The sequence below is a fragment of the Aestuariivirga sp. genome (genome assembly GCF_037139295.1).
Lineage (GTDB): Bacteria > Pseudomonadota > Alphaproteobacteria > Rhizobiales > Aestuariivirgaceae > Aestuariivirga.
In genome coordinates, this window is record NZ_JBAXGR010000003.1 from 91,368 (window position 1) to 112,828 (window position 21,461).

22 protein-coding genes are annotated in these 21,461 nt (G+C 65.1%); 7 read left to right on the forward strand and 15 right to left on the reverse strand.

The annotated features are described in order from the left end of the window. Positions 1-4 precede the first annotated feature (4 nt). Positions 5-715, forward strand: a complete 711-nt coding sequence (locus tag WCJ41_RS01920) for a transcriptional regulator NanR (protein WP_336904131.1) — start codon at positions 5-7, stop codon at positions 713-715. A gap of 34 nt (positions 716-749) precedes the next feature. On the opposite strand, the gene WCJ41_RS01925 is transcribed toward WCJ41_RS01920, so the two are convergent. Beyond that, entirely contained in the window at positions 750-1,574 is an 825-nt protein-coding gene (locus tag WCJ41_RS01925) for a 3-keto-5-aminohexanoate cleavage protein (protein WP_336904132.1), read from the reverse strand. 14 nt (positions 1,575-1,588) lie between these two features. Next, positions 1,589-2,392, reverse strand: a complete 804-nt coding sequence (locus tag WCJ41_RS01930; protein WP_336904133.1) for an aldo/keto reductase — start codon at positions 2,390-2,392, stop codon at positions 1,589-1,591. 157 nt (positions 2,393-2,549) lie between these two features. Between WCJ41_RS01930 and otnI the strand changes: the two genes are divergently transcribed. Then, positions 2,550-3,317 carry a 2-oxo-tetronate isomerase gene (gene otnI, locus WCJ41_RS01935; RefSeq protein WP_336904134.1) on the forward strand — a complete coding sequence of 256 codons (768 nt, stop codon included), beginning with the start codon at positions 2,550-2,552 and terminating at the stop codon, positions 3,315-3,317. Beyond that, the gene (locus tag WCJ41_RS01940) at positions 3,310-4,089 is read left to right on the forward strand and encodes a DNA-formamidopyrimidine glycosylase family protein (protein ID WP_336904135.1); all 780 of its coding nucleotides are present in this window, start codon (positions 3,310-3,312) and stop codon (positions 4,087-4,089) included. The genes otnI and WCJ41_RS01940 overlap by 8 nt, the downstream gene beginning before the upstream one ends. Here the strand turns inward: WCJ41_RS01940 and WCJ41_RS01945 are convergent. The 5 genes from WCJ41_RS01945 to WCJ41_RS01965 all read right to left on the reverse strand — a co-directional run bounded on the left by WCJ41_RS01945 (position 4,086) and on the right by WCJ41_RS01965 (position 9,461). Next, positions 4,086-4,514, reverse strand: a complete 429-nt coding sequence (locus WCJ41_RS01945) for a BLUF domain-containing protein (protein ID WP_336904136.1) — start codon at positions 4,512-4,514, stop codon at positions 4,086-4,088. The genes WCJ41_RS01940 and WCJ41_RS01945 overlap by 4 nt on opposite strands. Positions 4,515-4,522: 8 nt before the next feature. Next, positions 4,523-5,236, reverse strand: a complete 714-nt coding sequence (locus WCJ41_RS01950; RefSeq protein WP_336904137.1) for a GTP cyclohydrolase I — start codon at positions 5,234-5,236, stop codon at positions 4,523-4,525. A gap of 112 nt (positions 5,237-5,348) precedes the next feature. Further along, positions 5,349-6,404, reverse strand: coding sequence for a lipocalin-like domain-containing protein (locus WCJ41_RS01955; protein ID WP_336904138.1), 1,056 nt, complete (start codon positions 6,402-6,404; stop codon positions 5,349-5,351). Continuing rightward, a complete protein-coding gene (locus WCJ41_RS01960) occupies positions 6,394-8,805 on the reverse strand; it encodes an ABC transporter permease (protein WP_336904139.1) in 2,412 nt (803 codons plus the stop codon). The genes WCJ41_RS01955 and WCJ41_RS01960 overlap by 11 nt, the downstream gene beginning before the upstream one ends. After that, positions 8,805-9,461: an ABC transporter ATP-binding protein gene (locus tag WCJ41_RS01965; RefSeq protein ID WP_336904140.1), complete on the reverse strand. Its 657-nt coding sequence runs from the start codon at positions 9,459-9,461 to the stop codon at positions 8,805-8,807. Before WCJ41_RS01965 ends, WCJ41_RS01960 begins: the two co-directional genes overlap by 1 nt. A 143-nt stretch (positions 9,462-9,604) precedes the next feature. Here WCJ41_RS01965 and WCJ41_RS01970 point away from each other — a divergent pair, with 143 nt between their 5' ends. Together WCJ41_RS01970 and WCJ41_RS01975 are read left to right on the forward strand one after the other, a co-directional pair. Then, positions 9,605-10,129 (forward strand): 2,4'-dihydroxyacetophenone dioxygenase family protein, encoded by a 525-nt coding sequence (locus WCJ41_RS01970; RefSeq protein ID WP_336904141.1) that lies wholly within the window; start codon positions 9,605-9,607, stop codon positions 10,127-10,129. After that, entirely contained in the window at positions 10,126-10,860 is a 735-nt protein-coding gene (locus WCJ41_RS01975) for an SDR family NAD(P)-dependent oxidoreductase (RefSeq protein WP_336904142.1), read from the forward strand. Before WCJ41_RS01970 ends, WCJ41_RS01975 begins: the two co-directional genes overlap by 4 nt. 2 nt (positions 10,861-10,862) lie before the next feature. Here WCJ41_RS01975 and WCJ41_RS01980 read toward each other — a convergent pair whose 3' ends face one another. The 4 genes from WCJ41_RS01980 to WCJ41_RS01995 all read right to left on the reverse strand — a co-directional run bounded on the left by WCJ41_RS01980 (position 10,863) and on the right by WCJ41_RS01995 (position 14,869). Beyond that, entirely contained in the window at positions 10,863-11,945 is a 1,083-nt protein-coding gene (locus tag WCJ41_RS01980; RefSeq protein WP_336904143.1) for an ABC transporter ATP-binding protein, read from the reverse strand. A gap of 70 nt (positions 11,946-12,015) precedes the next feature. Next, positions 12,016-13,158 (reverse strand): extracellular solute-binding protein, encoded by a 1,143-nt coding sequence (locus tag WCJ41_RS01985; RefSeq protein ID WP_336904144.1) that lies wholly within the window; start codon positions 13,156-13,158, stop codon positions 12,016-12,018. Between the two features lie 23 nt (positions 13,159-13,181). Further along, positions 13,182-13,991, reverse strand: a complete 810-nt coding sequence (locus WCJ41_RS01990; protein ID WP_336904145.1) for an ABC transporter permease — start codon at positions 13,989-13,991, stop codon at positions 13,182-13,184. Further along, positions 13,988-14,869, reverse strand: coding sequence for an ABC transporter permease (locus WCJ41_RS01995; protein WP_336904146.1), 882 nt, complete (start codon positions 14,867-14,869; stop codon positions 13,988-13,990). The genes WCJ41_RS01990 and WCJ41_RS01995 overlap by 4 nt, the downstream gene beginning before the upstream one ends. Before the next feature lie 174 nt (positions 14,870-15,043). On the opposite strand from WCJ41_RS01995, the gene dapF reads away from it, so the two are divergent. Then, complete coding sequence (dapF, locus tag WCJ41_RS02000) at positions 15,044-15,865, forward strand: diaminopimelate epimerase (RefSeq protein WP_336904147.1); 822 nt, start codon at positions 15,044-15,046, stop codon at positions 15,863-15,865. Here dapF and WCJ41_RS02005 read toward each other — a convergent pair. The 3 genes from WCJ41_RS02005 to WCJ41_RS02015 are packed head-to-tail and all read right to left on the reverse strand — an operon-like array spanning position 15,862 to position 18,391. Beyond that, positions 15,862-16,818: a sugar-binding transcriptional regulator gene (locus WCJ41_RS02005; protein ID WP_336904148.1), complete on the reverse strand. Its 957-nt coding sequence runs from the start codon at positions 16,816-16,818 to the stop codon at positions 15,862-15,864. The two genes, dapF and WCJ41_RS02005, sit on opposite strands and share 4 nt — an antisense overlap. Positions 16,819-16,841: 23 nt before the next feature. Next, positions 16,842-17,540, reverse strand: a complete 699-nt coding sequence (locus WCJ41_RS02010; RefSeq protein ID WP_336904149.1) for an HAD family hydrolase — start codon at positions 17,538-17,540, stop codon at positions 16,842-16,844. 11 nt (positions 17,541-17,551) lie between these two features. Beyond that, the gene (locus WCJ41_RS02015) at positions 17,552-18,391 is read right to left on the reverse strand and encodes an endonuclease/exonuclease/phosphatase family protein (RefSeq protein ID WP_336904150.1); all 840 of its coding nucleotides are present in this window, start codon (positions 18,389-18,391) and stop codon (positions 17,552-17,554) included. 128 nt (positions 18,392-18,519) lie between these two features. On the opposite strand from WCJ41_RS02015, the gene WCJ41_RS02020 reads away from it, so the two are divergent. Further along, positions 18,520-20,091, forward strand: a complete 1,572-nt coding sequence (locus WCJ41_RS02020; protein WP_336904151.1) for a phospholipase D family protein — start codon at positions 18,520-18,522, stop codon at positions 20,089-20,091. Here the strand turns inward: WCJ41_RS02020 and WCJ41_RS02025 are convergent. Further along, positions 20,088-21,461 carry a hypothetical protein gene (locus tag WCJ41_RS02025; protein ID WP_336904152.1) on the reverse strand — a complete coding sequence of 458 codons (1,374 nt, stop codon included), beginning with the start codon at positions 21,459-21,461 and terminating at the stop codon, positions 20,088-20,090. The two genes, WCJ41_RS02020 and WCJ41_RS02025, sit on opposite strands and share 4 nt — an antisense overlap.

Consider the following 21,461-nt stretch of genomic DNA (forward strand, 5'->3'; position numbering starts at 1 on the left):
GACGGTGACGATGCAAACCGAGCGTATCACCCGCCGCAAATTGTCCGACGAGGTGCTGGAACGCCTGCTCCGGCTGATCTCGGAAGGCAACCTCAAGGCAGGCGATGCCATGCCCTCCGAGCGCGAGCTGATGGAGCGTTTCGGCGTCGGCCGCCCGGCAATCCGCGAGGCGATGCAATCACTCTCCAACATGGGCCTCGTCTCGATCAGCCACGGCGAGCGGGCACGCGTGCAGGAACTCACCGCGCAGTCGATTATCCGCCAGGTGGACCTCTCCGCCCACATCATGCTGCAGCGCTCTTCCTCGTCGCTCGAGCATCTGAAGGAAGCCCGCCTGCTGTTCGAGCGCGGCATGGTGTGCGAGGCGGCGGCCAAGGCAACGCCGGAGGATGTGGCGCGGCTGCGCGCCATCATCGCGGAGCAGCGTGCCCGCCTCGGCAAGGCGGAGGCCTTCATGGAAGCTGACATGCGGCTTCACACCCAGATCGCCGCCATCTCCGGCAACCCGATCTTCGTTTCCATCAGCGAGGCGATGCTCGGCTGGCTCAAGGCCTATCACACCGAGTTGCTGCTGTGGTCCGGCAAGGAGACCTATACGCTGGCCGAGCACATGGTGATCGTCGATGCCATCGCGAAGGGTGACGCCGATGCCGCGGAGGCCGCGATGGTGCAGCACCTGCAGCGGTCGAGCGGGCTGTATGGGTTGAAGGGCTAGCATTGGTCTTATGCCTTCGCCGGGATGACGGCCGTTAGTTCAGCCGCAATATCTCCCGCGCCTCGGCCGCACTCGCCGCGTGCCGCCCATATTCGCCGCACATCTTCGCCAAGCGCATCACCAGTTCGGCATTCGATGCCGCGAGCCTGGTCTCATCCCAGCGGATGTTGTCTTCAAGCCCGGTGCGGCAGTGGCCGCCGCGCTCGAGGCACCAGCGGTTGACCTCCAGCTGGTGCCTGCCGATGCCCGCCGCAACCCATGTCGCTTCCGGTGCAAGGCGCGTCACCTCATCCACCATGAAGTCGAAGGCCTGGCGCACCACCGGCATGGCGTTCTTCACGCCCATCACGAACTGCACGTGCAGCGGTTTCCTCAGCAGGCCCTCATCGGCCAGGCGCAGCGCCTGGTAGAGCATCGAGAGGTCGAACACCTCGATCTCCGGCTTGACGTTGTACTCCAGCATCTTGACCGCGAGTTCACGCACGAGGTCCGGGTGGTTCTCGTAGATGATGGTGGGGAAGTTGCAGGAGCCGGTCGACAACGAAGCCATGTCGCAGCCCAGATGCAGCATGCCGCCACGCTCGGAACCCTTGCCGGAGCGCCCGCCGGTGGAAAACTGCACGATGAGACCAGGGCAATGCCTGCGCAGACCCTCCAGCAATGCCGCGAAGCGATCAGGGTCGGAGGTCGGCGTCTGGTCGTCCTTCCTCACATGCACATGCGCGATGCTGGCGCCCGCCTCGAAGGCGGCTTGCGTCGATTCCACCTGCTCGGCGATGGTGATGGGAACGGCCGGGTTATGCTCCTTGCGCGGAACGGATCCGGTGATGGCGACGGTGATGATGCACGGCTTGGTCATGGCCTGAGCCTACGTTAATCCCAGCTGCGCATCCAAGAGGGATTGATGAGCCGCATGTTGCGGCTGCCCAGGGCCGAGATGGCGCTCATCTCCGCTTCAGTCAGCGTGAACTCGGCGGCGCGCAGGTTGGAAGCCGCATTCTCGCGCTTGCGGGTCATGGGGATCGCCGCGACACCCTGCTGGGTGATCCAGCGCAGCACGATTTCGGAGGCCGGGCGCTGGTGGCGCGCCGCGATTTCCTGCACCACCGTCTCCTCCATGCACTTGCCGCGTGCCAAAGGGCTGTAGGCGGTGAGCACGAGCCCAAGCTCGCGCGCCGTGGCGAGCCATGCCGACTGGTCAAGCAACGGGTGGAATTCGATCTGGTTGCAGATCAGCTTTCCGCCGGCCAGCGCTTGTGCCCGGCGCATCAGGCGCGGACTGAAATTGCTGACGCCCAGCTGCTTTGCCATCCCCTGCTCGCCGGCGCGCAGCAGGCGCTCGACCGGGCCGTCGATGTCGCCGTCGGACGGCGGCCAGTGAATGAGCAGCAGGTCGGGCACCGCGCCCAGGTCATCGACCGAGCGTTTGACCGAGTCCGCGAAACGCGCCGCACCGAGGTTGGAAGGGTCGACCTTGGTGACGAGAAAGACGTCATCACGCTTGACACCCGAGGCGGTGATGGCGCGGCCCACCTGCTTCTCGTTGCCATACATCTGCGCGGTGTCGATGTGGCGGATGCCCACCTCCAGCGCGGTGGCCACGCAGCGCTCCGCCTCGGCACCGCTCAGCGGATAGGTGCCGAAGCCGATGGCGGGGATGCCGTTGAAGCGGTCCATGGCTGTTCTCTCCCTTTACCCACTCTCTGGTAGAGCGCAGCGGCGAGGCCCGCAAGGGCGGAGCATCGCTTCGGCCCGGAACAGCGGTGGATTGCGCTGGCCGCAGCGGGCGCTAGTGTTTGCGCCGACCGCTGTTGAGTCGCCCCGGGGGACGCCCATGCCGAAATTCGCCGCCAACCTCTCCATGATGTTCAATGAATGGGACTTCCTCGACCGCTTCAAGGCGGCGGCGGACAATGGCTTCACCGCCGTCGAGTTCCTCTTCCCCTATGCCCATGCGCCGGACGAAATTGCCCGCCGCCTGCAAGACTCAGGGCTCACCCAGGCGCTGTTCAACCTGCCTCCGGGCGACTGGGACAAGGGCGAGCGCGGCATGGCCTCGGTCGCGGGCCGCGAGACGGAGTTCCGCGCCTCGGTCGAAACCGCGCTCCCCTATGCCAAGGCCACGGGCGTCAAGCGCCTGCACGTGATGAGTGGCCATGGCGACCGGCATGACCCGCGCGCGGTCGAAGCCTACAAGACGGCGCTGCGCCATGCCTGCGCGGTAACCGCACCCCTTGGCATCGACATCCTGATCGAGCCGATCAACGGGCGCGACATGCCGGGCTACTTCCTCAACGACTTTCCCTTCGCGGCGGCCTTGATCAGCGAGTTGGCGCTGCCCAACCTGAAGCTCCAGTTCGACATCTACCACCGCCAGATCCTGCATGGCGACGTGATGAAGGGGCTGGACGCGCTGCTGCCCATCACCGGCCATGTGCAGGTGGCCTCCATCCCGAAGCGCAACGAACCCGGCACCGGCGAACTCGACGATGTGCGCATCTTCCGCCATCTCGACCAACTGGGTTACGACGGTTACGTCGGCTGCGAATATCGCCCGGCGGGCCACACCGTCGAAGGCCTCGGCTGGTTCCGGAATGCCTGAAGGCCATACCATCCACCGCGCCGCGCGTGACCAGCGGCCGATGCTCGTGGGCAAGGCGCTGGACGTCTCCTCGCCGCAGGGCCGCTTCATGGAGGGGGCAGCCCGGCTCGACGGGCGCATCTGCACCGCCATCGATGCCTATGGCAAGCACCTGCTCTACCGCTTCGACGATCTGAGCCTGCACATTCATTTGGGTCTCTTCGGCCGCTTTCGCTGCTCCAAGCGGCCGGCGGCGGAGCCCAAGGGCGAGGTGCGCATTCGCATGATCAGCGACAGCCATGTGGTGGACATCAACGGCCCCAACAGCTGCGAGGTGCTTGACCCTCCGGAAGCCCTGGCTCTCACCAGTCGCATCGGGCCAGACGTGCTGCGATCCGATGCCGACCCTGATAGCGCCTGGGCGCGCATCTCGAAGAGCCGGACATCGGTCGGGCAACTCATCATGGACCAGTCGGTGATGGCGGGGATCGGCAACATCTACCGCAGCGAGATCCTGTGGCGGCAGCGCATCCACCCGCATGTTCCGGGCCAGCGCCTGGCGCGCGCCGATTTCGACAGGATCTGGGAAGATTCGGTCACGTTGCTTGAACGTGGAGTGAAGGCCAATGCCATCATCACGGTCGAGGGCGCAAAGAAATCGAAGAGCCGCTATGGCGAGCGCGTGAACATCTTTGCCAAGGACAATTGCCCCGCCTGCGGCGGCGCCATCAGTGCCTTCGAAATTGCCGGCCGTCGTGCCTTTGCTTGCGAGGCCTGCCAGCCGAAGCCCTAGCCGACCCGCGTGCTCACGGCGGCCGTGGCGACAAGCTCGTCGAGCAGCGCCATGGTGGCAGCGCCTGAGCTGGCGAAGGGGTTGAGAACCGCGCGCTCGTGATATTTCAGCAGCAGGCCGGGGTTGACCTTCGACAGGTCGACGTGGCCCATGGTCCAGTTGCAGAACTTGCGCTCGCGGATTTCCTCGAAGGCGAGGATGCGCACATTGCTGTGGCGACCATCGCGGACGATGGCGTTGTAAAGCTCGCACACCTCGTCACGCCCGCCTTCCAGCACCTGGATGAACACGTCGCCACTGTAGCAAAGGATTCCAGTGATGCCGCTCGCCGGGTTGTGGCTGCGCGACTTCTCAAGGATGTCCTCCACCATGGCGGGGGTGAGGCTCGTGGCGGCCCGGCTGGCATAGACACAGCGAACGATCATCTGGCGTTTCAGTCCTTGAGGTTGACGAGGGCGAGGAATTCGCGACGGAGCGAGGCGTTCTTGAGGAAGGCGCCGCGCATCACGCTGTTGATCATCTTGGTGGCGTTGTCCTTCACGCCGCGCCAGTGCATGCAGAAGTGATCGGCCTCCATGACCACGGCGAGGCCATCGGGCGCCACCTTGCTCATCAGCAGGTCAGCCACCTGGGCGATCGCCTCTTCCTGAATCTGCGGGCGCGACATGATCCACTCGGCAAGGCGGGTGTATTTCGACAGGCCGATGAGGTTCGAATGCTCGTTGGGCAAGAGCCCGATCCACAACCGGCCCATGATCGGGCAGAGGTGGTGGCTGCAGGCGCTGCGCACGGTGATCGGGCCGACGATCATCAGCTCGTTCAGGTATTCGGCATTGGGGAATTCGGTGACCGGCGGCTGGCCCACATAGCGGCCACGGAACACTTCGTTCAGATACATCTTGGCCACGCGGCGCGCCGTGCCCTGCGTGTTGTGGTCATGGTCGACGTCGATGACCAGGCTCTCGAGCACGCCCTGCATCTTGCCTGCAACCTCGTCGAGCAGCGCCTCGAGCTCGCCGGGTTCAATGAAGGCGGAAATGTTGTCATTGGCGAAATAGCGCTTGCCAGACTTCACGACCCGGGCGCGGATGCGCGCCGACACGGGTTCAGCGTGTCCGTCCTGCGTCGACTTCGGTGGCTTGTCCATTGTCATCCGATCTGGGGAACCAATGTGTGGATTGTAGCAGTTCGGCCGGCCTGAAACAACAAAGGCCATTTGCAATCATTACGCTGCCGGCCCGACGGCGGACCAGCGGCGCTCAGTCGCCCGTCATCTCCACATAGCCCTGGCCGGGGTGCGTGCCCGCGAGGCGCACCGGCCCCTCCCAATAGGACACCTGCGTGTCCATCCACGCCTGCGCGTTCACCGAGCTCGTGGTCACCTCAAGCCCCTTTCCGGGCAGGGCGAGTTTCCACTGCACCGGCACGCGGTGGCCTTTCACGTCCGTCCACGCGAGCGGCGTCATCGTCAGCGCGCCGGGCGGTTGCGGCTCCGGTGTGCCATCCGCCGCGATCCATGTGGCGGAGGTGAAGCCCGCGCTCGCGTCACGCAAACGGAAGCCCATCAGCTTTTCCCCACTCTCGAAGTGGAAGGAGAACCAGTCCCAGCCCGTCTGATCCTTGGCCAGCGGCTGGGAGGACCATTCATGGTCGAACCACGCCTGCCCCGTCACCGCGATGTCCTTGCCGCCGACGGTGATGGTTCCCGTCACCTCATAGAAGGGCTGCGAATAGTAGAAACTGGCCTGCCCCTGCGCCGACTTCACTGAATAGCCGTGGTCACCCTGCAGCACCAGCGGACCTTGTGCCGTGAGAGCGAGACGGTAGGAAAAGCCATCCCCCGCCGCGTTGACGCTGAGCGCCGAGAGCGCATCAACCGAGGGCAACGCACGGCTCGTCATGGTCCAGTCATCGATCGAGGCCACGAAGGGCGACAGCGTGACCCCCGCCTGCCCCACCCCGCCACGCGCCACGCGCTCGGCAGAATAATGCGTCTCCGCCGTGGTGAGTGCTGCGTGCCCCATCCACAGCTGCGGGCTCTGCCAGCCTGCCTTCTCCCCGGACGCGAGCCCGGAGCGGAACAATGTCCACTGCGCGCCATAGTCCTTGCCGTCAGCCCCCTTGAGATTGGCGGTGAGGTACCACCACTCGATGCGATAGTCGGGGTGTGCGCCGTGATCCGGCGGGAAGGACAAGGCCACGCCGCGCTCCGGCACCGCGAAGCCCTGCGCATCACCACCCAGTCCAGCAAAGCCCTGCGCCAGCGCCGGGCTTGCCATCAGCAGCAGTGCGAGCAGCAGCATTCTAACGTTCATTGGCGAACACCTTCACGAGATCGGCGGGCTGGCGGCGCGTCAGCCACAGGGCGGGCAGAAGTGCTGCGAGAATGGCGCTCGCCACGGCGAGCAGGAACAGCCGCAGCCAATCCATCGGGAACACATGCATCGGCAGCCGCCAGCCGAAGGCCTCGACATTGATCACCGCGAGCAGCATCCACGCGAGCCCAAGCCCCACCGGCACCGCCGCCAGCATGGTGAAGCTCGCCAGCGCCACGCTGCGCAGGATTTCGAGCAGCGCCAGCCGCTTCAGCGTCAGGCCCATGGCCCATGCGGGTGCAAGCTGTGCCAGCCGCATTCCGGAGAGCGTCAGCAGGCTGGCGAAGATGGCGATGGCCGCCACGCCCAGCGTCAGCACGTTCAAGGCCGCCGTCACTGCGAAGGTGCGCTCGAAGATCTTGAGCGAGAAATCCTTGATGGTGGTTTGGTTGACGACGTTCTCCTCCGGCAAGTCGAATGTGGCACGCAGCTCTTCCGCCAGCTTTGGCGCCTTGTCGTGCGCGATGCGCACCGCATAGCGCAGCCGGCTGGCATCGGGATAGAGCGTCATCAGTTCATCAACGCCGATGATCACCTGTCCCTTGGGATTTCCATAGTCGGAGAAGACGCCGACCAGCGGCAGGCTGTGCCCGCCCTCGAGGGAAATCATGTCGCCGAGTTTCAGCCTCTGCCGCCGCGCCAGCTGCTCGTTGGCGAGCGCACCCTCGCCTCTTGCGATCCTGTCCCATGAATCCAGCGTTGCCTCCAGCATCGGCCAGTGGTCGCGATAGGTGGCGTGGTCGGCGATGCCGAAGACCTGCACCGGCTGGCCGAAGATGCGCACTTCGGTGTTCCAGATCGGCAGCACCGCATCGCTGCGGCTTGCCAGCCAGTCATGCACCTTCTGCGATTCATCATTGGAGCGCGTGGTGACATAGAGTTCCGACGGCAGCCGCTGGTCGAGCCAGCCCACGAAGGTGAGGCGGAAGCTCTGCACCATGGTGCCTACGCCCGCATTGGCGGCCAGCGCCAGCAGCAGCGCCATCAGCGCCAGAGATAGCCCCGGCAACTGCTGGCGCGTATCGGCCCAGAACCATTGCGCGATGGCGCCCTTCGACAACCGCTCACCCAGCTTGAGAAGCAGCGACAGCACCAACGGCAACAGAAGCGCCGCACCGAGCAGCATGGCGCCAAGTGCAGAAAAGCCCGCCACCAGCCCTGACCCAAATTGCACGACCAGCCATGCCGCGACGAGCAGCGCAACACCGCCCGCCGCCTGCAGCCGCAGCGCGCGTTCCGAGGCGAGGCTCCAGGCGCGCGGCCTCGCGGGGGCCAGCAGCGGCATGGTGGCGATGCGCCACAGCCGGGAGGCGGCAGAAACCAAAGTACCCGCCACCGCAATGGCCAGCCCCAGCCCCCACACCGAAGGCCTCATCGACAGCGAGCCCGGCACCTCCGCGCCATAGAGCCCGCGCAGGCTCGCCGCCACATCCGGCAGCAGCAGCGAGGCCACCCCATAGCCCAGCGCCACGCCGATAAGGCCCGCGACCGTGGAGAGCACCAGCAGCTCCACCACCATCAGCAGCACGAGCGTGCGCAGCGGCAGGCCCACGGCGCGCAGCGTGCGGATCACCGGGCGGCGTTGCTCGAAGGCAAGCCCGATCGCAGAATGCACGATGAACAGACCCACCGCGAAGGCGAGCAGGCCGAAGGCCGTGAGGTTCAGGTGAAAGCTGTCAGTGAGGCGCGAGAGGTCACTCTCAACCGCCGGCGCACGCCGCACGAGCCCGGGCGCAACCTCCGCCAGCGGCTTCGCTGCCGCGGGCTGCGTTGGCGCAAGCAGCAGGCGCGACAGCTGCCCCGGCGCATCGAGAACCTGCTGGGCAATGCCGATGTCGGTCAACACCGTCCCCGGTGGCAGGGCATCGCTGATGCGGATGGGCGGTGTGTCCACGCCCTTCAGCCGCGCTGCCGTTTCAGACGACATGATGAACAGGCCGGGCGGCGTGATGAAGCGAGCGAGACCGATGTCGGCCGCACCCACATTCACCTGCACGGCGTCCGCCGGCAGTGTGATCGGATCAACACCAAGAATACGCAGCCGTTCGCCGCCGAAGCGCTTCTCGCCTTCGAGCACCGGTGAGACCAGCCAGCCCGCCTTGCGCAGCGCGATGTAGGTTTGCTGCGGAATACGCGTGCCGTCTGCCGTCGCAAGCTGTTCCAGCCTGTCCTGTCCCACCACGGCGGCAGCGCGCGCATAGCTGGCGCGCGCCTCGCCATTGATTGCCTGCACGGCCGACCAGAGTGCGGTGGCCAGCGCCAGCCCCAGCAGCAGCATGGCGAACTGCAGCTTGTGCCGCCACCAGTGCGACAGGAGGACGGCGAAGCCCTGGGTGAGCATCAGCCGAGCTTTCCCGCGGCAAGGTGCAGGCGGCGGCCCAGCCTTGATGCAAGCCGATTCGAATGCGTGACCATCAGCAGTGCGGCATCGCTCTCGCGCATCAGCGCCAGCATCAGCTCGAGCACCGCATCACCCGTCGCCTCGTCGAGATTTCCGGTGGGTTCGTCGGCGAGAATCAGCTGTGGCCTGCCCGCCAGCGCCCGGCCGATGGCCACACGCTGCTGCTGCCCGCCCGACAGCTGTTCGGGATAGCGGTCAAGCAGCTTCGAAAGTCCCAGCCGCTCCGTGAGCCGCTCGCTCCATGCCGCGTCATAACGGTCGCCCAGTCGCGCCTGAAAGGCGAGGTTGGCGGCAACGTCAAGCGACGGGATCAGGTTAAACTGCTGGAACACCAGGCCCACGCTCACCCGGCGGAACGCCGCCAGCTCTACGTCGCCCAGCCCTGCGATGTCCTTGCCCTCGAAGCGAATGGCGCCGCTGTCCGGCCGGTCGAGGCCGCCCGCCAGATGCAGAAGCGTGCTCTTGCCGCTGCCGGACTCGCCCGTCAGCGCCAGGCTCTCGCCCGCATCGAGCGACAGGCTGACGCCGCGCAGCACCTGCAGCACCCCTTCGCCGGTGGGGTAGGACTTGCTGACGTCATGGAGGTCGAGAAGCATCGCGGGTTCCTCTAGTCACTCGCTGTTCTTACGCATGAGAGCGGTCACCGGACCCGTGGTTCCTTGCCGCAAGCCGTGCCCGGCATGACTTCCTCAGCCTTCCGGCATGGTCTAGTCTGGCGGCATCGACAAGGGGGATTCCGATGCCGGCCGAGCCAGACGAACACGCGCGCATGCCTTACCAGCTGCCTTTCCCGCCGGACGCGCTGGCCGAAATCGTGGTGCCCGATGCCATTCCGCAGGATGAACGATTGTGGGTGCCTCAGGCGGAGAACGTGTGGTTCCGCCCGCTTTGCCTTAACCGCAGCCAGGGCTACTGGATGAACCTGCTGAAGGTGCGGAAGGCCGGCGTTCTCTCCCGCCACCGCCATCCGAACGCAGTGCACGGCTTCGTGCTGAAGGGCCGCTGGAAATATCTCGAGCATGACTGGGAGGCCACCGCCGGAAGCTATGTCTTCGAGCCGCCGGGCGAGACGCATACGCTGGTGGTGCCGGACGACGTCGAGGAGATGATCACCTTCTTCCAGGTCAACGGCATCATGTATTACGTCGACCCGTGGGGGAAGAACCTGGGTTACGAGGACGTCTTCACCAAGATCGACATGTGCCGGGCGCATTTCGAGAAGGTGGGGCTGGGTGCTGACTACGTGACCCGCTTCATCCGATGAGCATCTGGCCCAACGACTGTTTTGCAGGGAAACATGTGCTCGTCACTGGCGGCACCTCCGGCATCGGTGCGGCCATCGCTTCGGCCTTTCTCGATGAGGGTGCCATCGTCACCGCGACCGGTGTATCGCTGGAAGAAGCAGCGACGGCGGCGCAAGCCATGCCCGGCCTGCGCACCACACTGCTGGACGTGCGCAATGCCGCCGTAATCGAAAGCCTCGTCACCTCTCTCCCGTCGCTGCATCACGTCGTGAACTGCGCCGGCGTCATCAGGCGCGGTGCGGAGCATGATCCGGAAGTCTTCGCCGACGTCATCGACATCAACCTCACCGGCACCATGCGCATCTGCACGGCGGCGCGCGCAAAGCTGAAGGAGGCCAGGGGCAGCATCGTCAACACTGCCTCGGTGCTGAGTTTCTTCGGCGGCGGGCTCGTTCCGGGCTATGCGGCGTCAAAGGGCGGCATCGCGCAGCTCACCAAGTCGCTGGCCATTGCCTATGCGCCGGATGGCATTCGCGTCAACGCCGTGGCCCCGGGCTGGATCGAGACGCCGCTCACCACGGCACTGCGCGAGAATGCCGAGCGCAATGCCGCCATCCTCGCCCGCACGCCGCTTGCGCGCTGGGGCAAGCCGGAAGACATCGCAGGTGGTGTTCTCTACCTGTCATCACCGCTGTCGAGCTTCGTCACCGGCACGGTGCTGGCCATCGACGGCGGTTACATGGCGGTGTGAGGTCAGCGCAGCCTGTGCCCGCCTTCGTCGAGCAGCAGCACATCTGACAGGGCAATGGCAATCGACACCTCTTCACCCTCGCGCCACACGCGGTCGTCAATAGTCGCGATGGACTGCAGCGTGATGCCGCCCATGTCGACGAAATAGGCGGCGGAGCCTCCGAGATAGGAAGTCGAGATGATGCGGCCCTTCAGTCCGGCACGTTCCGGCGGCCCCAGCACCACCTTCTGGGCCCGCACGATGGCAGTGACGGCTGCACCATCCTTCAGGCTTGCAGGCGCGGCCGCCACAAGGTCATGGCCCTTGTCGAGACGCACCGTGGCAAGGCCATCGGCTATCCCCATGATGCGGCCCGGCAGCAGGTTGGACTGGCCGAGGAAGCTCGCCACGAAGCGCGACTCCGGGCGACGGTAAACCTCTTCCGGCGTTCCCACCTGCTCGATCAGGCCCTTGTTCATCACCACGATGCGATCGGACATGGCGAGCGCCTCGTCCTGGTCATGGGTCACGAAGATCGTGGTGATGCCCACCTCGCGCTGGATGATCTTCAATTCAGTGCGCATCTCCTCGCGCAGGTTGGCGTCGAGCGCGGAGAGCGGTTCGTCGAGCAGCAGCACGTCCGGCTCGATGACGATGGCGCGGGCGAGTGCGATGCGCTGCTGCTGGCCGCCGGACATTTCCGAGGGAAGCTTCTTCTCCACGCCGGGCAGTCGCACCATCTCAAGCGCCCGCGTAACCTTGGTGGCAATCTGGGACTTCTCGACATTGCGATACTTGAGGCCGAAGGCGATGTTGTCGAAGATCGTCTTGTGCGGAAACAGCGCATAGTTCTGGAAGACGAGCCCGATGTTGCGCTTGTGAATGGGTATGTTGTCGATGCGCCGACCGGCCACGTCGATCTCGCCACCGGTCGGCTGCACGAGACCAGCGATGGAGCGCAGGATCGTCGTCTTGCCGCAGCCCGAGGGGCCGAGCAGTGTCACGAACTCACCCTTGCGGATCGAGAGGCTCACGTCCTTCACCGCTACGAAATTGCCATAGGCAAGCGTCACATGGCGAAGGTCAACGGCGGCGGCTGCGGTCATCTGGTCTCTACTCTCTGGCGAAAAAAGACCTCTCCCGCCCAAAGGCGGGAGAGGAAATGTCGTTTGCGGATCAGCCACCCTTCGAGATGCGGTCCCACTGCTTGGTCCAGGCGTCGAGGTTCGAGGCCCAGTAGTTGGGATCAGCGAAGGTCAGGCTCTTCATGGTGCCCGTCGGGTCGAAGGCGGGCATCTTTGCGATCTTTTCGGTGAGCTTCACCTTCATCGGGTCGAGCGAGGGCGGATAGTTCTGGCCCTCTGCCACTGCGATGGCCGTTGCCGGGTCGAGCATGAAGTTCACCAGTTCCTCGCACTCGGCCATCGGCGAGCCCTTGAGGATCAGCATGTCTTCCATCCAGGCATAGGAGCCTGCCGGATCGAGATAGCCGATGGGGCTGCCTTGCTGCTGCAGTGCCGCAACGCGGCCCGACCAGGCGTCGGTCACCACGATCTCGCCCTTGGCGAGGAGGTCCATGAGCTCGGCACCCGACGACCAGTACTTCTTCACCAGGTCACGGTTCTCGCGCACCTTCGCCCATACGGCATCAATATCCTTGATATCGTTCGGGTTCTGGCCGGTGGCCAGGGCCGCGTACCAGACGCGGGTGGCCATGTCGCCATAACCGCCGATCTTGCCCTTGTACTTCGGGTCGAACAGCAGGGCTGCGCCCTTTTCCTTGGCCTCGGCTTCCGAGATCACCGTGGTGTTGTAGGCGATGCCGGTGGTGCCGTAGTCATAGGGGACGCCCGAAAGCTTCGGCGTGATCTTCAGGAAGGGGTCGATCATCGCCTGCATCACGAACTTCATGTTCGGGATGTTGGCCTCGTTGATCTCGCTGTTGAAGCCGCCGTCCACGTAGCGCTTGTAGTATTCAACGCCCGAGGAATGGATGATCTGGTATTCGCCCGGCGTGGCGGTCTTCACCTTGGTGATGATCTCGCTTTCATCGCCGAAGGTGCCTTGCGTAACCTTGTTGCCGGTCTTGGCCGTGTAGGGCTGGAAGGCATACTTGTCGATTGCCTCCTGCACCACGCCGCCCCAGCCGTCGAAGCGCACTTCGGTGGCGGCGGCAAGTGCCGAGGGCATCCAGCGCATGCTCACACCCGCGGTCGCGGCAGCGGCGGCGGCGAGGCCAAGGAAGGAACGGCGGTCGAGGCCGCCGTTCATGTAGCGCTCGGTCAGGCGTTCCAGGCGTTTCGTTGTTGTCAGTTTCATTCTTGTAGCTCCCTGTTGGTGGTTCAACGCGCGCTTCGTGCCAGATAGCGGGCAAGCCCGCCGCCCAGCAGGGGAAGCCCCACGGTTACGACGATCATCAAGGTGCCCAGGGCGTTGATCTCCGGGCTGATGGAGATTTTCAGCATCGACAGGATCTCGGTCGGCATGGTCTCGACGCCCGACGGGCGCCAGAACATCGAGGCCGTGATGTTGTCGAAGGAAATGGTGAAGACAAGAAGCACGCTGGCCACGATGGCCGGCATGATGAGTGGCAGCGTGATCTCGCGGAAGGTCTGGAAGCGGTTGGCGCCAAGCGACATGGCCGCATCTTCATAGACGCGCTTGACGCCGATCAGCCGTGCCTGCACGACGAGCACCACATAGGGCAGCGCGAGCATGATGTGGCCCAGCACGAGAAGCCACAGCGTGCGCGGCTGGTGGGCGAAGCGGATAAGCAGCAAGAGGCCCACGCCCAGCACCGTCTCTGGCACCAGTGCAGGTGCTATGAGGATGGTGTTCACCCATTCCTTGCCAGGAAACTCATAGCGCACCAGCGCCACCGCGGCGAGAATGCCCAGCACCGTACAGACGACGGAGGTGACGACCGCCACCCACAGGGACGTCTGGAAAGCGCGCAGCACCGACTCGTTCTCCAGCAGCTTCGCATACCAGTGCAGCGAGAAGCCGGTCATCGGGAAGCCGCCGAACTGCGAGGCGTTGAACGACAGCACGATGACAACGAGGATGGGCGCGAACATGAAGATGTAGACCAGCACGGTGAAAACCTGCACCGCGCGCCAGCCGAAGCCCCTGGTTGAGGTGTCGAGGCTCATCCGCCCAGCCCCTTGAACACGCGCGACAGGCCCATATAGCGGCTGTAGACCGCCGCCACCGCGCCGAGGAAGATCAGCAGCACGAGCGACAGGGTGGAACCCATCGGCCAGTTGAGCTCGCCCATGATGGTGTCGAAGATGATGTTGCCGAACAGCGCATCGCGCGTGGAGCCGAGGATCTGCGGCGTCACATAGCTGCCTGCCGCCAGCACAAAGCACAGGAGAAGACCCGCCATCAGTCCGGGCAGCGACAGCGGCAACACCACCTCATAGAAGGCCTGCCAGGCGGTGCAGCCCAGCGTGCGCGCCGCCGAGATCAGGTTGCGGTCAATGCCCTCGATCGCCACATAGACGTTGAGGATCATGTAGGGCAGCAGGAAGTGGATCATGCCCATGATCACCGCGCCCTCGGTATAGAGCATGGGCAGGGGCTCGCTGATGAGCCCGAGCTTCAAGAGCGAGACGTTGATCGCCCCCTGCTCGCCCAGGATGTGAATCCACGAGAAGGTGCGGATGGTGAAGCTGATCCAGAACGGCACGATCAGCAGCAGCAGCAGCACCCACTTGTGCTTGTAGGTGGTCATGGCAATGCAATAGGCCGCCGGATAGCCCATGACGGCGCAGAGGATGGCGGTGATCGCCGACACGCGGATCGTCTTCCACAGGAACATGTGGTAGAATGGATCGGTCAGAAACTCGTGCCAGTTGGCGGTGGTGAAGGTTTCCTTTTCCACGCCCGCCGTGACGAACTCATAGAACGAGAAGATCGTCATGATGCCGATGGGCAGGATCATCAGCAGGAACAGCGTGATCAGCGACGGCGCCAGCAGCAGCCAAGGCCGCCGCCTGTCCGCCGCAGAAAGCGCCGATGCACTCATGTGCGAGCCCTGCCGAAGGGCGCGGCAACGTCGTTGTTGCGGATCAGGTGTTTCTTCACGTCAACTCGTCACTGTTTTGCAACATGCTCCGCGCTTTGGCATGAGGTGTCAACCCCGTCCGGCCCGCGGGCTGCAGGTGTTGACAAGCGTCCGGCGCGGTTCTCTTCTCTGGCGATGCCAGTCACCGATTTCCTCAGGTTGCTGCCGCCCGCGCAACAGCCCTTTGCCCGCCCCTTCATCAAGATGCAGGGCCTGCGCAACCACTTCGTCTTCCTTGACTGCCGCGCGGCACCCCTGCCGTCCAAAGCGGAGGTCATCCGCATCTGTGACGTGCATGAGGGCGTGGGTGCCGAGCAGGTCATCACCATCGAGCCGCCGCGCACGCCCGCTGCCGCCGCATTCATGGGCATCCACAACACCGACGGCACCGAGGCCCAGGCCTGCGGCAACGCCACCCGCTGCCTCGCCTGGCTGCTGTTTGATGAGACGGGCCTGAGCGAAGTGCTGATCGACAGCCTCGGCGGCCCCCTGCACTGCCGGAAACACGGGGATTGGGACGTCAGCGTCATGCTCGGCCCCATCTCGGTCGATAACCCGCATCTGCCGCTGGTGAGCGGCCCGCTGAAGGATGGCGTGGCGCTGTCTATCGGCAATCCGCATGCGGTGTTCTTCGTGGATCAGGACGTCGACATTCCCGCCGCTGCACCGGGCATCGCGCAGGATCCTTTGTTCCCGCAAAGCGTCAATGTCGGTGTGGCGCAGGTGGTCGATGAGCGGACTCTCAAGCTCGCCGTGTGGGAACGCCCCGGCATGCTCACCGAAGCCTGCGGCACTGGTGCCTGTGTGGCAGCCTATGCAGGGCGGCTGCGCGGGCTCCTGAAGGGCGATGCGTTCACCGTGCACCTTCCCGGCGGCACGCTGCTGATCCGCCTGCTGAAGGATGGCCGCGCGGTAATGACGGGGCCAGTGGCGTTCTGCTGCACGGGCTACGTCTAGGTTTCGAGCAGCAACTCGGCCATCGTCTCGTTGGTGATGAGGCCGTTGATCAGCTTGCCGCGCATGGCGCCCTTCACGGCGCGCAGCCTTGCGGTGGCCATGGCGACGCCAATCACCTTTTTCTCGGCGGGCTGATCCAGCGGCACGCTCAGCACGCGGTCATTCGTCAGGCCCTCGATCAGGCTGCCCTGCGCATCGAAGGCCCAACCGGTGATCTCGCCAACGGCACCGGCGCGCATCAGCGCGCGGATCTCGTCATGGCGCACGAAGCCGTCGCGCAGCAGCGCCGCCGTCTCGTCCACCGTGCCGATGCCGATGAAGGTGACGTCCGCCTGGCGCGCAAGCTCGATCACGTTGCGCAGCGTCTTCTGCGACAGCAGCAACGTCTTCTCATGCACGGTGGGGGCGATCACCGGCAGCGGCATGGGATAATGCGGCGCTTTCACGCGGTCGCCGATGCGGCTCACCACGTCGAACAGCGAGGCCGATCCATCAGGCGCGATGTTGCCGACGAGCGAGACCATCTTGTGCTGCGGGCAGTCCATGGGGCTCACCTGCTCCACCATGGCGCGCAGCATGCGGCCCGTGCCCATGGCGCAGATCACCGGATGCTGCGAGACCAGATAGCGTTCGAGCTCGGCAGCTGCGGCCTCGGCCACGCCGAGGGAATCCGATGTCGATGCAGGATCCGCCGGCACGACCTCGCACATGTTGAGGCCATAGACCTCCTTGAGCCGCCCGGAGAGCTCGATGCAGCGGCCGATCGGATGGTCGAGCCTGACCTTGATCAGCTTCTCGCTGACGGCGAGGGACACCAGCCGTTGCGCTGTCTGGCGGGAAACGCCCAGCTTCTTCGCGATCTCGTCCTGGGTGTTGCCGGCGATGTAATAGAGCCAGCCGGCGCGCGCCGCATCGTCAAGCCTGTCGCTGTCCGCGTCGATCTTCCGGGTCATGCCATCACCTTTCCCGAACACAACTAAGGTGAGAGGGCCGAAGAGGAAAGCCCCAATTCGCGGAAGGCAGCTCCCAGCTCGCGCATGCCCGGCACCGCACGCTGCGGCATGAGTTCCGACGGCAGCCTGTAGCCCGCCCGCACATGGCAACCCCCGGCGAAATGCCAGACCTCCATGCCCGCCGCCATCCCGGCCCGCACGCCCAGCTCACTGTCCTCGATCACCAGGCACTGCGCTGGTGCAAAGCCCATCCGTGTTGCGGCATGCAGGAACAGGTCGGGAGCAGGCTTTCCTTTCTTCACCTCGGAGGCGGTGAAGCAGCGCCCTTCGAAGAATTGCGCAAGGCCCGACGCGCGCAGCGACAGTGCCAGCCGCCGCGGGGTCGAACTGGTGGCGAGGCAGAAGGGCACGCGCAGCTGGGCCAGCACCTCCGCCACGCCGTCCATCGCCTTCAACTCGTCCTCCAGCACCGCAAACAGGCGGTCGCGATAGCGGCTTTCGAAATCCTCCGGCAGCGGTCGCCCGAAACGTTCCTGCACGCGCAAGGCAGCGGCGGAGAAGCTGCGCCCCAGGAAGTCGCTGCGAAAGGCCTCTTGCGACAGCGGGAAGCCCTCACCCGCCATCATGGCCATGAGCACACCGGCACTCAGCATCTCGCTGTCCACCAGCACGCCGTCGCAATCGAAGATAACAAGTTGCGGTGCGGGCGCTGGGCCGTCCACGGAACGCGCCCTCAGCCGCCAGCCACGGCACGACCGCGCGTCACCCCGATCACCGCCTTGACCGGCAGGTGGTCGGACGCGATGCGTGACAGTTCCGTCTCCACCGCCTGCATTTCATAGACCGTCACATGCTTGTTGGTGAGCACGCGGTCCAAGGGCCACAGCGGAAAGCGCGAGGGGAAGCTGGCGATGGTCATGTCGACGTCGCTCAGGTGCGGGTCGAAGGGCTTGAGGGCCGAGCGCCCGCCGGTGCGCCACTCGTTGGTGTCGCCCAAAAGGATCAGCGCGCGGTCATCCACCGGGTGGGCGACATTGAGTATCGCCTCTGCCTGCAGGGCGCGCGACGACTTCAACAAGCCCAGATGCGCGCCGATGATTCGCAGCGGCAAGCCTGAGAATTCGAAGTCAACCAGCACCGCACCACGCGGCTCGAAGCCGGGCAGCGCCATCTTGTGCACATTGGCCACCTTGCCGCTGGCTTCGCGATAGAGGATGACGTTGCCGTGCCAGCCATGGCTCAGCTTGCGCGAACCTACGTCCAGCACCGAGCGGTAGCCGCCCTTCTCATAAAGTGCCTTGAGGTCCAAAAGGCCCTTGCGGCTTCCGAAGCGCTGGTCGGCCTCCTGCAGCGCCACGATGTCGGCCCCCAGTTCCAGCACCACGCTGAGAATGCGGCCAGGGTCGAACACACCATCCGTGCCCACGCATTTGTGAACATTGTAGGAGGCAACCGAAATGGTCAGCGCGGGGTCATGGCCGTCATGGGTGGGGCGCTTCTGACCGACAGGCCCCGGCTCCCGGCCGGCCCCGCGGGTGAGGTTCCGGCGCAGTGCGGGAACGATATGTTTCATCGTGCATTCATCCTCGCCGTCCGGGCCCTTCTCCACCCCGGATGACTCGTGCTGTCCGGCATGACAAGGTGCCCAGTCGGGCGTGCAGGTTCAAGACTGTTCTTGGCGCTAACATGACGGACTGAACATTGCACCTTTCTTTCCAGATCTGGGCCCTGATGGCCGTCGCCGCCGCGATCGTGGTCATCCTCGGCCTTGCCGGCATCAATGCCTTCGGCCGCGTGGCGCAGCGCCGCCTTGGCGCCCCCACCCTGTCGCTCTCCGTCCAGCCGGACCAGACGCCCCTTGACCGCGCCATCGCGCCGCTGCTGGCGGAGCACCCGGAGGAAAGCGGGCTGATGCTGATGACGTCGAGCCTCGCCGCCTTCCGGGCCCGGCTTGAAACCGCCCGCCTCGCCGGCCGCAGCCTCGACCTGCAATATTACTTCTGGAAGAGCGACCTCACCGGCCAACTGCTGATGCGCGAGGTGGTGGCGGCGGCGGAACGGGGCGTGCGGGTGCGCCTGCTGCTGGACGACATCAATTCCTTCGGCTTCGACCCTTCACTGCTGGCACTCGACCGCCACCCCAACATCGAGGTGCGACTGTTCAACCCCAGCCGCAGCCGCACCAACACGTTCCGTCGCGGCGTCGAACTCATCTTCAAGTATTTCACGGCCACGCGCCGCATGCACAACAAATGCTGGCTGGCCGATGGCCGCGTGCTCATTGCCGGGGGCCGAAACATCGGCGATGAATATTTCGATGCCTCGGCCGAGGCCAACTTCCATGACATCGACGTGCTGGCCGTGGGCGATTGCCTCGCGGCGGCGCAGGCCAATTTCGACCGCTACTGGAACAGCCAGCCTGCACTGCCCATCCGCACCCTGCACAAGCTCCGCCGCCTGCGCCGCCCGCGCTTCACCAGGCTGGCGGCCCGCCTCGACAAGCATGCGGCGTCGGAGCGCGCGGTGGCCATGCTCGAGCATGTCAATGCTCACGCCAAGGCGCCGGACTTCGCCAGCGCCAGCCTGCTGGACTGGTCGAGGGATGTCGAGGTCCTGGCCGACCCGCCCGAGAAGGCGGCGGGTCTCGCGCGCGAGACATGGATGGGCGAGCGCATCAACGGTCTCATCGCAGCGGCCAAGCTGAGCCTGCTCGTCAGCTCTCCCTATTTCATCCCCGGCACGGCGGGTGCCCGCACGCTGGCCTGCCTCGCAGCAGGGGGCGCCAGCATTCGCATCCTCACCAATTCACTGGCGGCTACCGACGTCATTGCCGTTCACGGCGCCTATGCCCGGTATCGCCGCGCGCTGCTCTCCGCCGGTGTCGAACTCCACGAAATGAAACCGGAGCCGCGGCGTCGGCGTGCCTCGCTCTTTGGCTCGCGCACCGCGAGCCTGCATACCAAGGCCTTCCTTATCGATGATGCCCATGGCTTCGTCGGCTCCTTCAACCTCGACCCGCGCTCAGCCTCGATCAACACCGAGATGGGGCTGCTCATCTCGTGCCCCGGCATCGCGCAGCAATTGAAATCCGCCCTCGAGGCACAAATGAAGCCCGACGTCAGCTATACGCTGTCACTCCGCAACAGCCGCCTCGTCTGGACTGAACGCAAGAACGGCCATGACCTCGCGCATGCCTCCGAACCCGAGGCCCCGCTGCGACGCTATCTCCCGGCGTGGTTCATCTCCTGGCTGCCGATCGAATCCCAGCTCTAGGAAATCGCAGCCGCACCCAGAAGCCACAGGCCGAAGCCCGTATAGGCCACCATGCACAGCGCCAGCGGCAGCTCCAGCTTCATCACGCGTTGCGGAGAAAGCCCTTCCTCCACCGCCATTGAATGCGCCACGGCCACGCCGATGACGTGGCCGATCACCAGCGCGGAGGTCTGCGCCGCATAAATTGCCAGCGCACCCGATGCCGTGTTCTGGAACGACGTCATCACATGCGCGTGGCCAATGCCGAGCAGATCGGCATCGGTCTCGAAGGGATCGTTCAGCGCCAGCAGCAGGTATTGCGACTTCACCAGCGTGTCGCTCAGGTAATGCGCGAAGTGATAGGCAATGGAGATGGGGATCAGCGAATAGACCAGCCGCCCGCACAATCGCGCGAACGAGCCCGGCCTTGCCGCCCAGGTCCAGCCGACCCGCACCGCTGCGAAGAAGCCCGCCGCCAGCACGCCGCTCACCAGCAGGATGCCGAGCGTGTTCGCCCCCATCACCTCCGAGCGGCCGGGGAAGTCCAGCGGGTTGATGCCGATTGTCGACAGCCACAGGAAGGTATTGGCGAATCCGTCGAAGGTGATGGTGCCCAGCGTCAGCAGCACGAAGATGACACCACTCAGCGGCAGCACCGGCAGCGAAAGCAGCCCCGCCCCCGGCCAGCGCAATCCACCGCGCCCCAGCGGAGCCGCAGCGCCGAGCTGTGCGAGGAACACCGCGAAAGGATCAGCCTTTCCCAGCCAGTCCTTCACCCCGAAGGCCAGCACGCCAGCGAAGCTGACCCCGAGATAGACCAGTACGGCGACCGCCAGGGCCGCCGGGTCTTCCGGTGCCGGATAGACCAGCTGGAACCACGCGAAGCCGAAGAAGATGACGATGGCCGGCCAATAGGAGGCCCAGGCCGGGTAGCGCAGTGGCGCTGCAGCCTCCGCGCGGCCGAAGCGTCCCGTCAGCAACGCAGCAGGTCCGCGCAGCGGGTTGATCGACTCCCACAGGTTTCCGAACAACGGGTGCAGCATCACGATCTCCACCCACCACAGCGTCCAGATGGCCAGCGGCAGCAGGTTTTCGACAGGGTCTCGCGGGCCGATGAAGCCCATCACGATCAGAACAGCGAGAACGAGCGCCGAGATCAGGCTCATGACCTGCGCCACCACGGGCGCCAGCGGCGGCACAGGTGACGGCACCTTCATCGCAAGGCGCGGCAGCAGCGATACGGCGGCAAACGAGACAAGCACAGCCAGCGCACCGCCCGCGATCACCCAACCGGTTGGCAGCAGCATCACGAAGCCGCGGCCTGCGGCATGGGCGAAGGCGGGCACTGTCAGCGACAGAAGCGCGGCGAAGGCGATTGCCAGCCGCCTCAT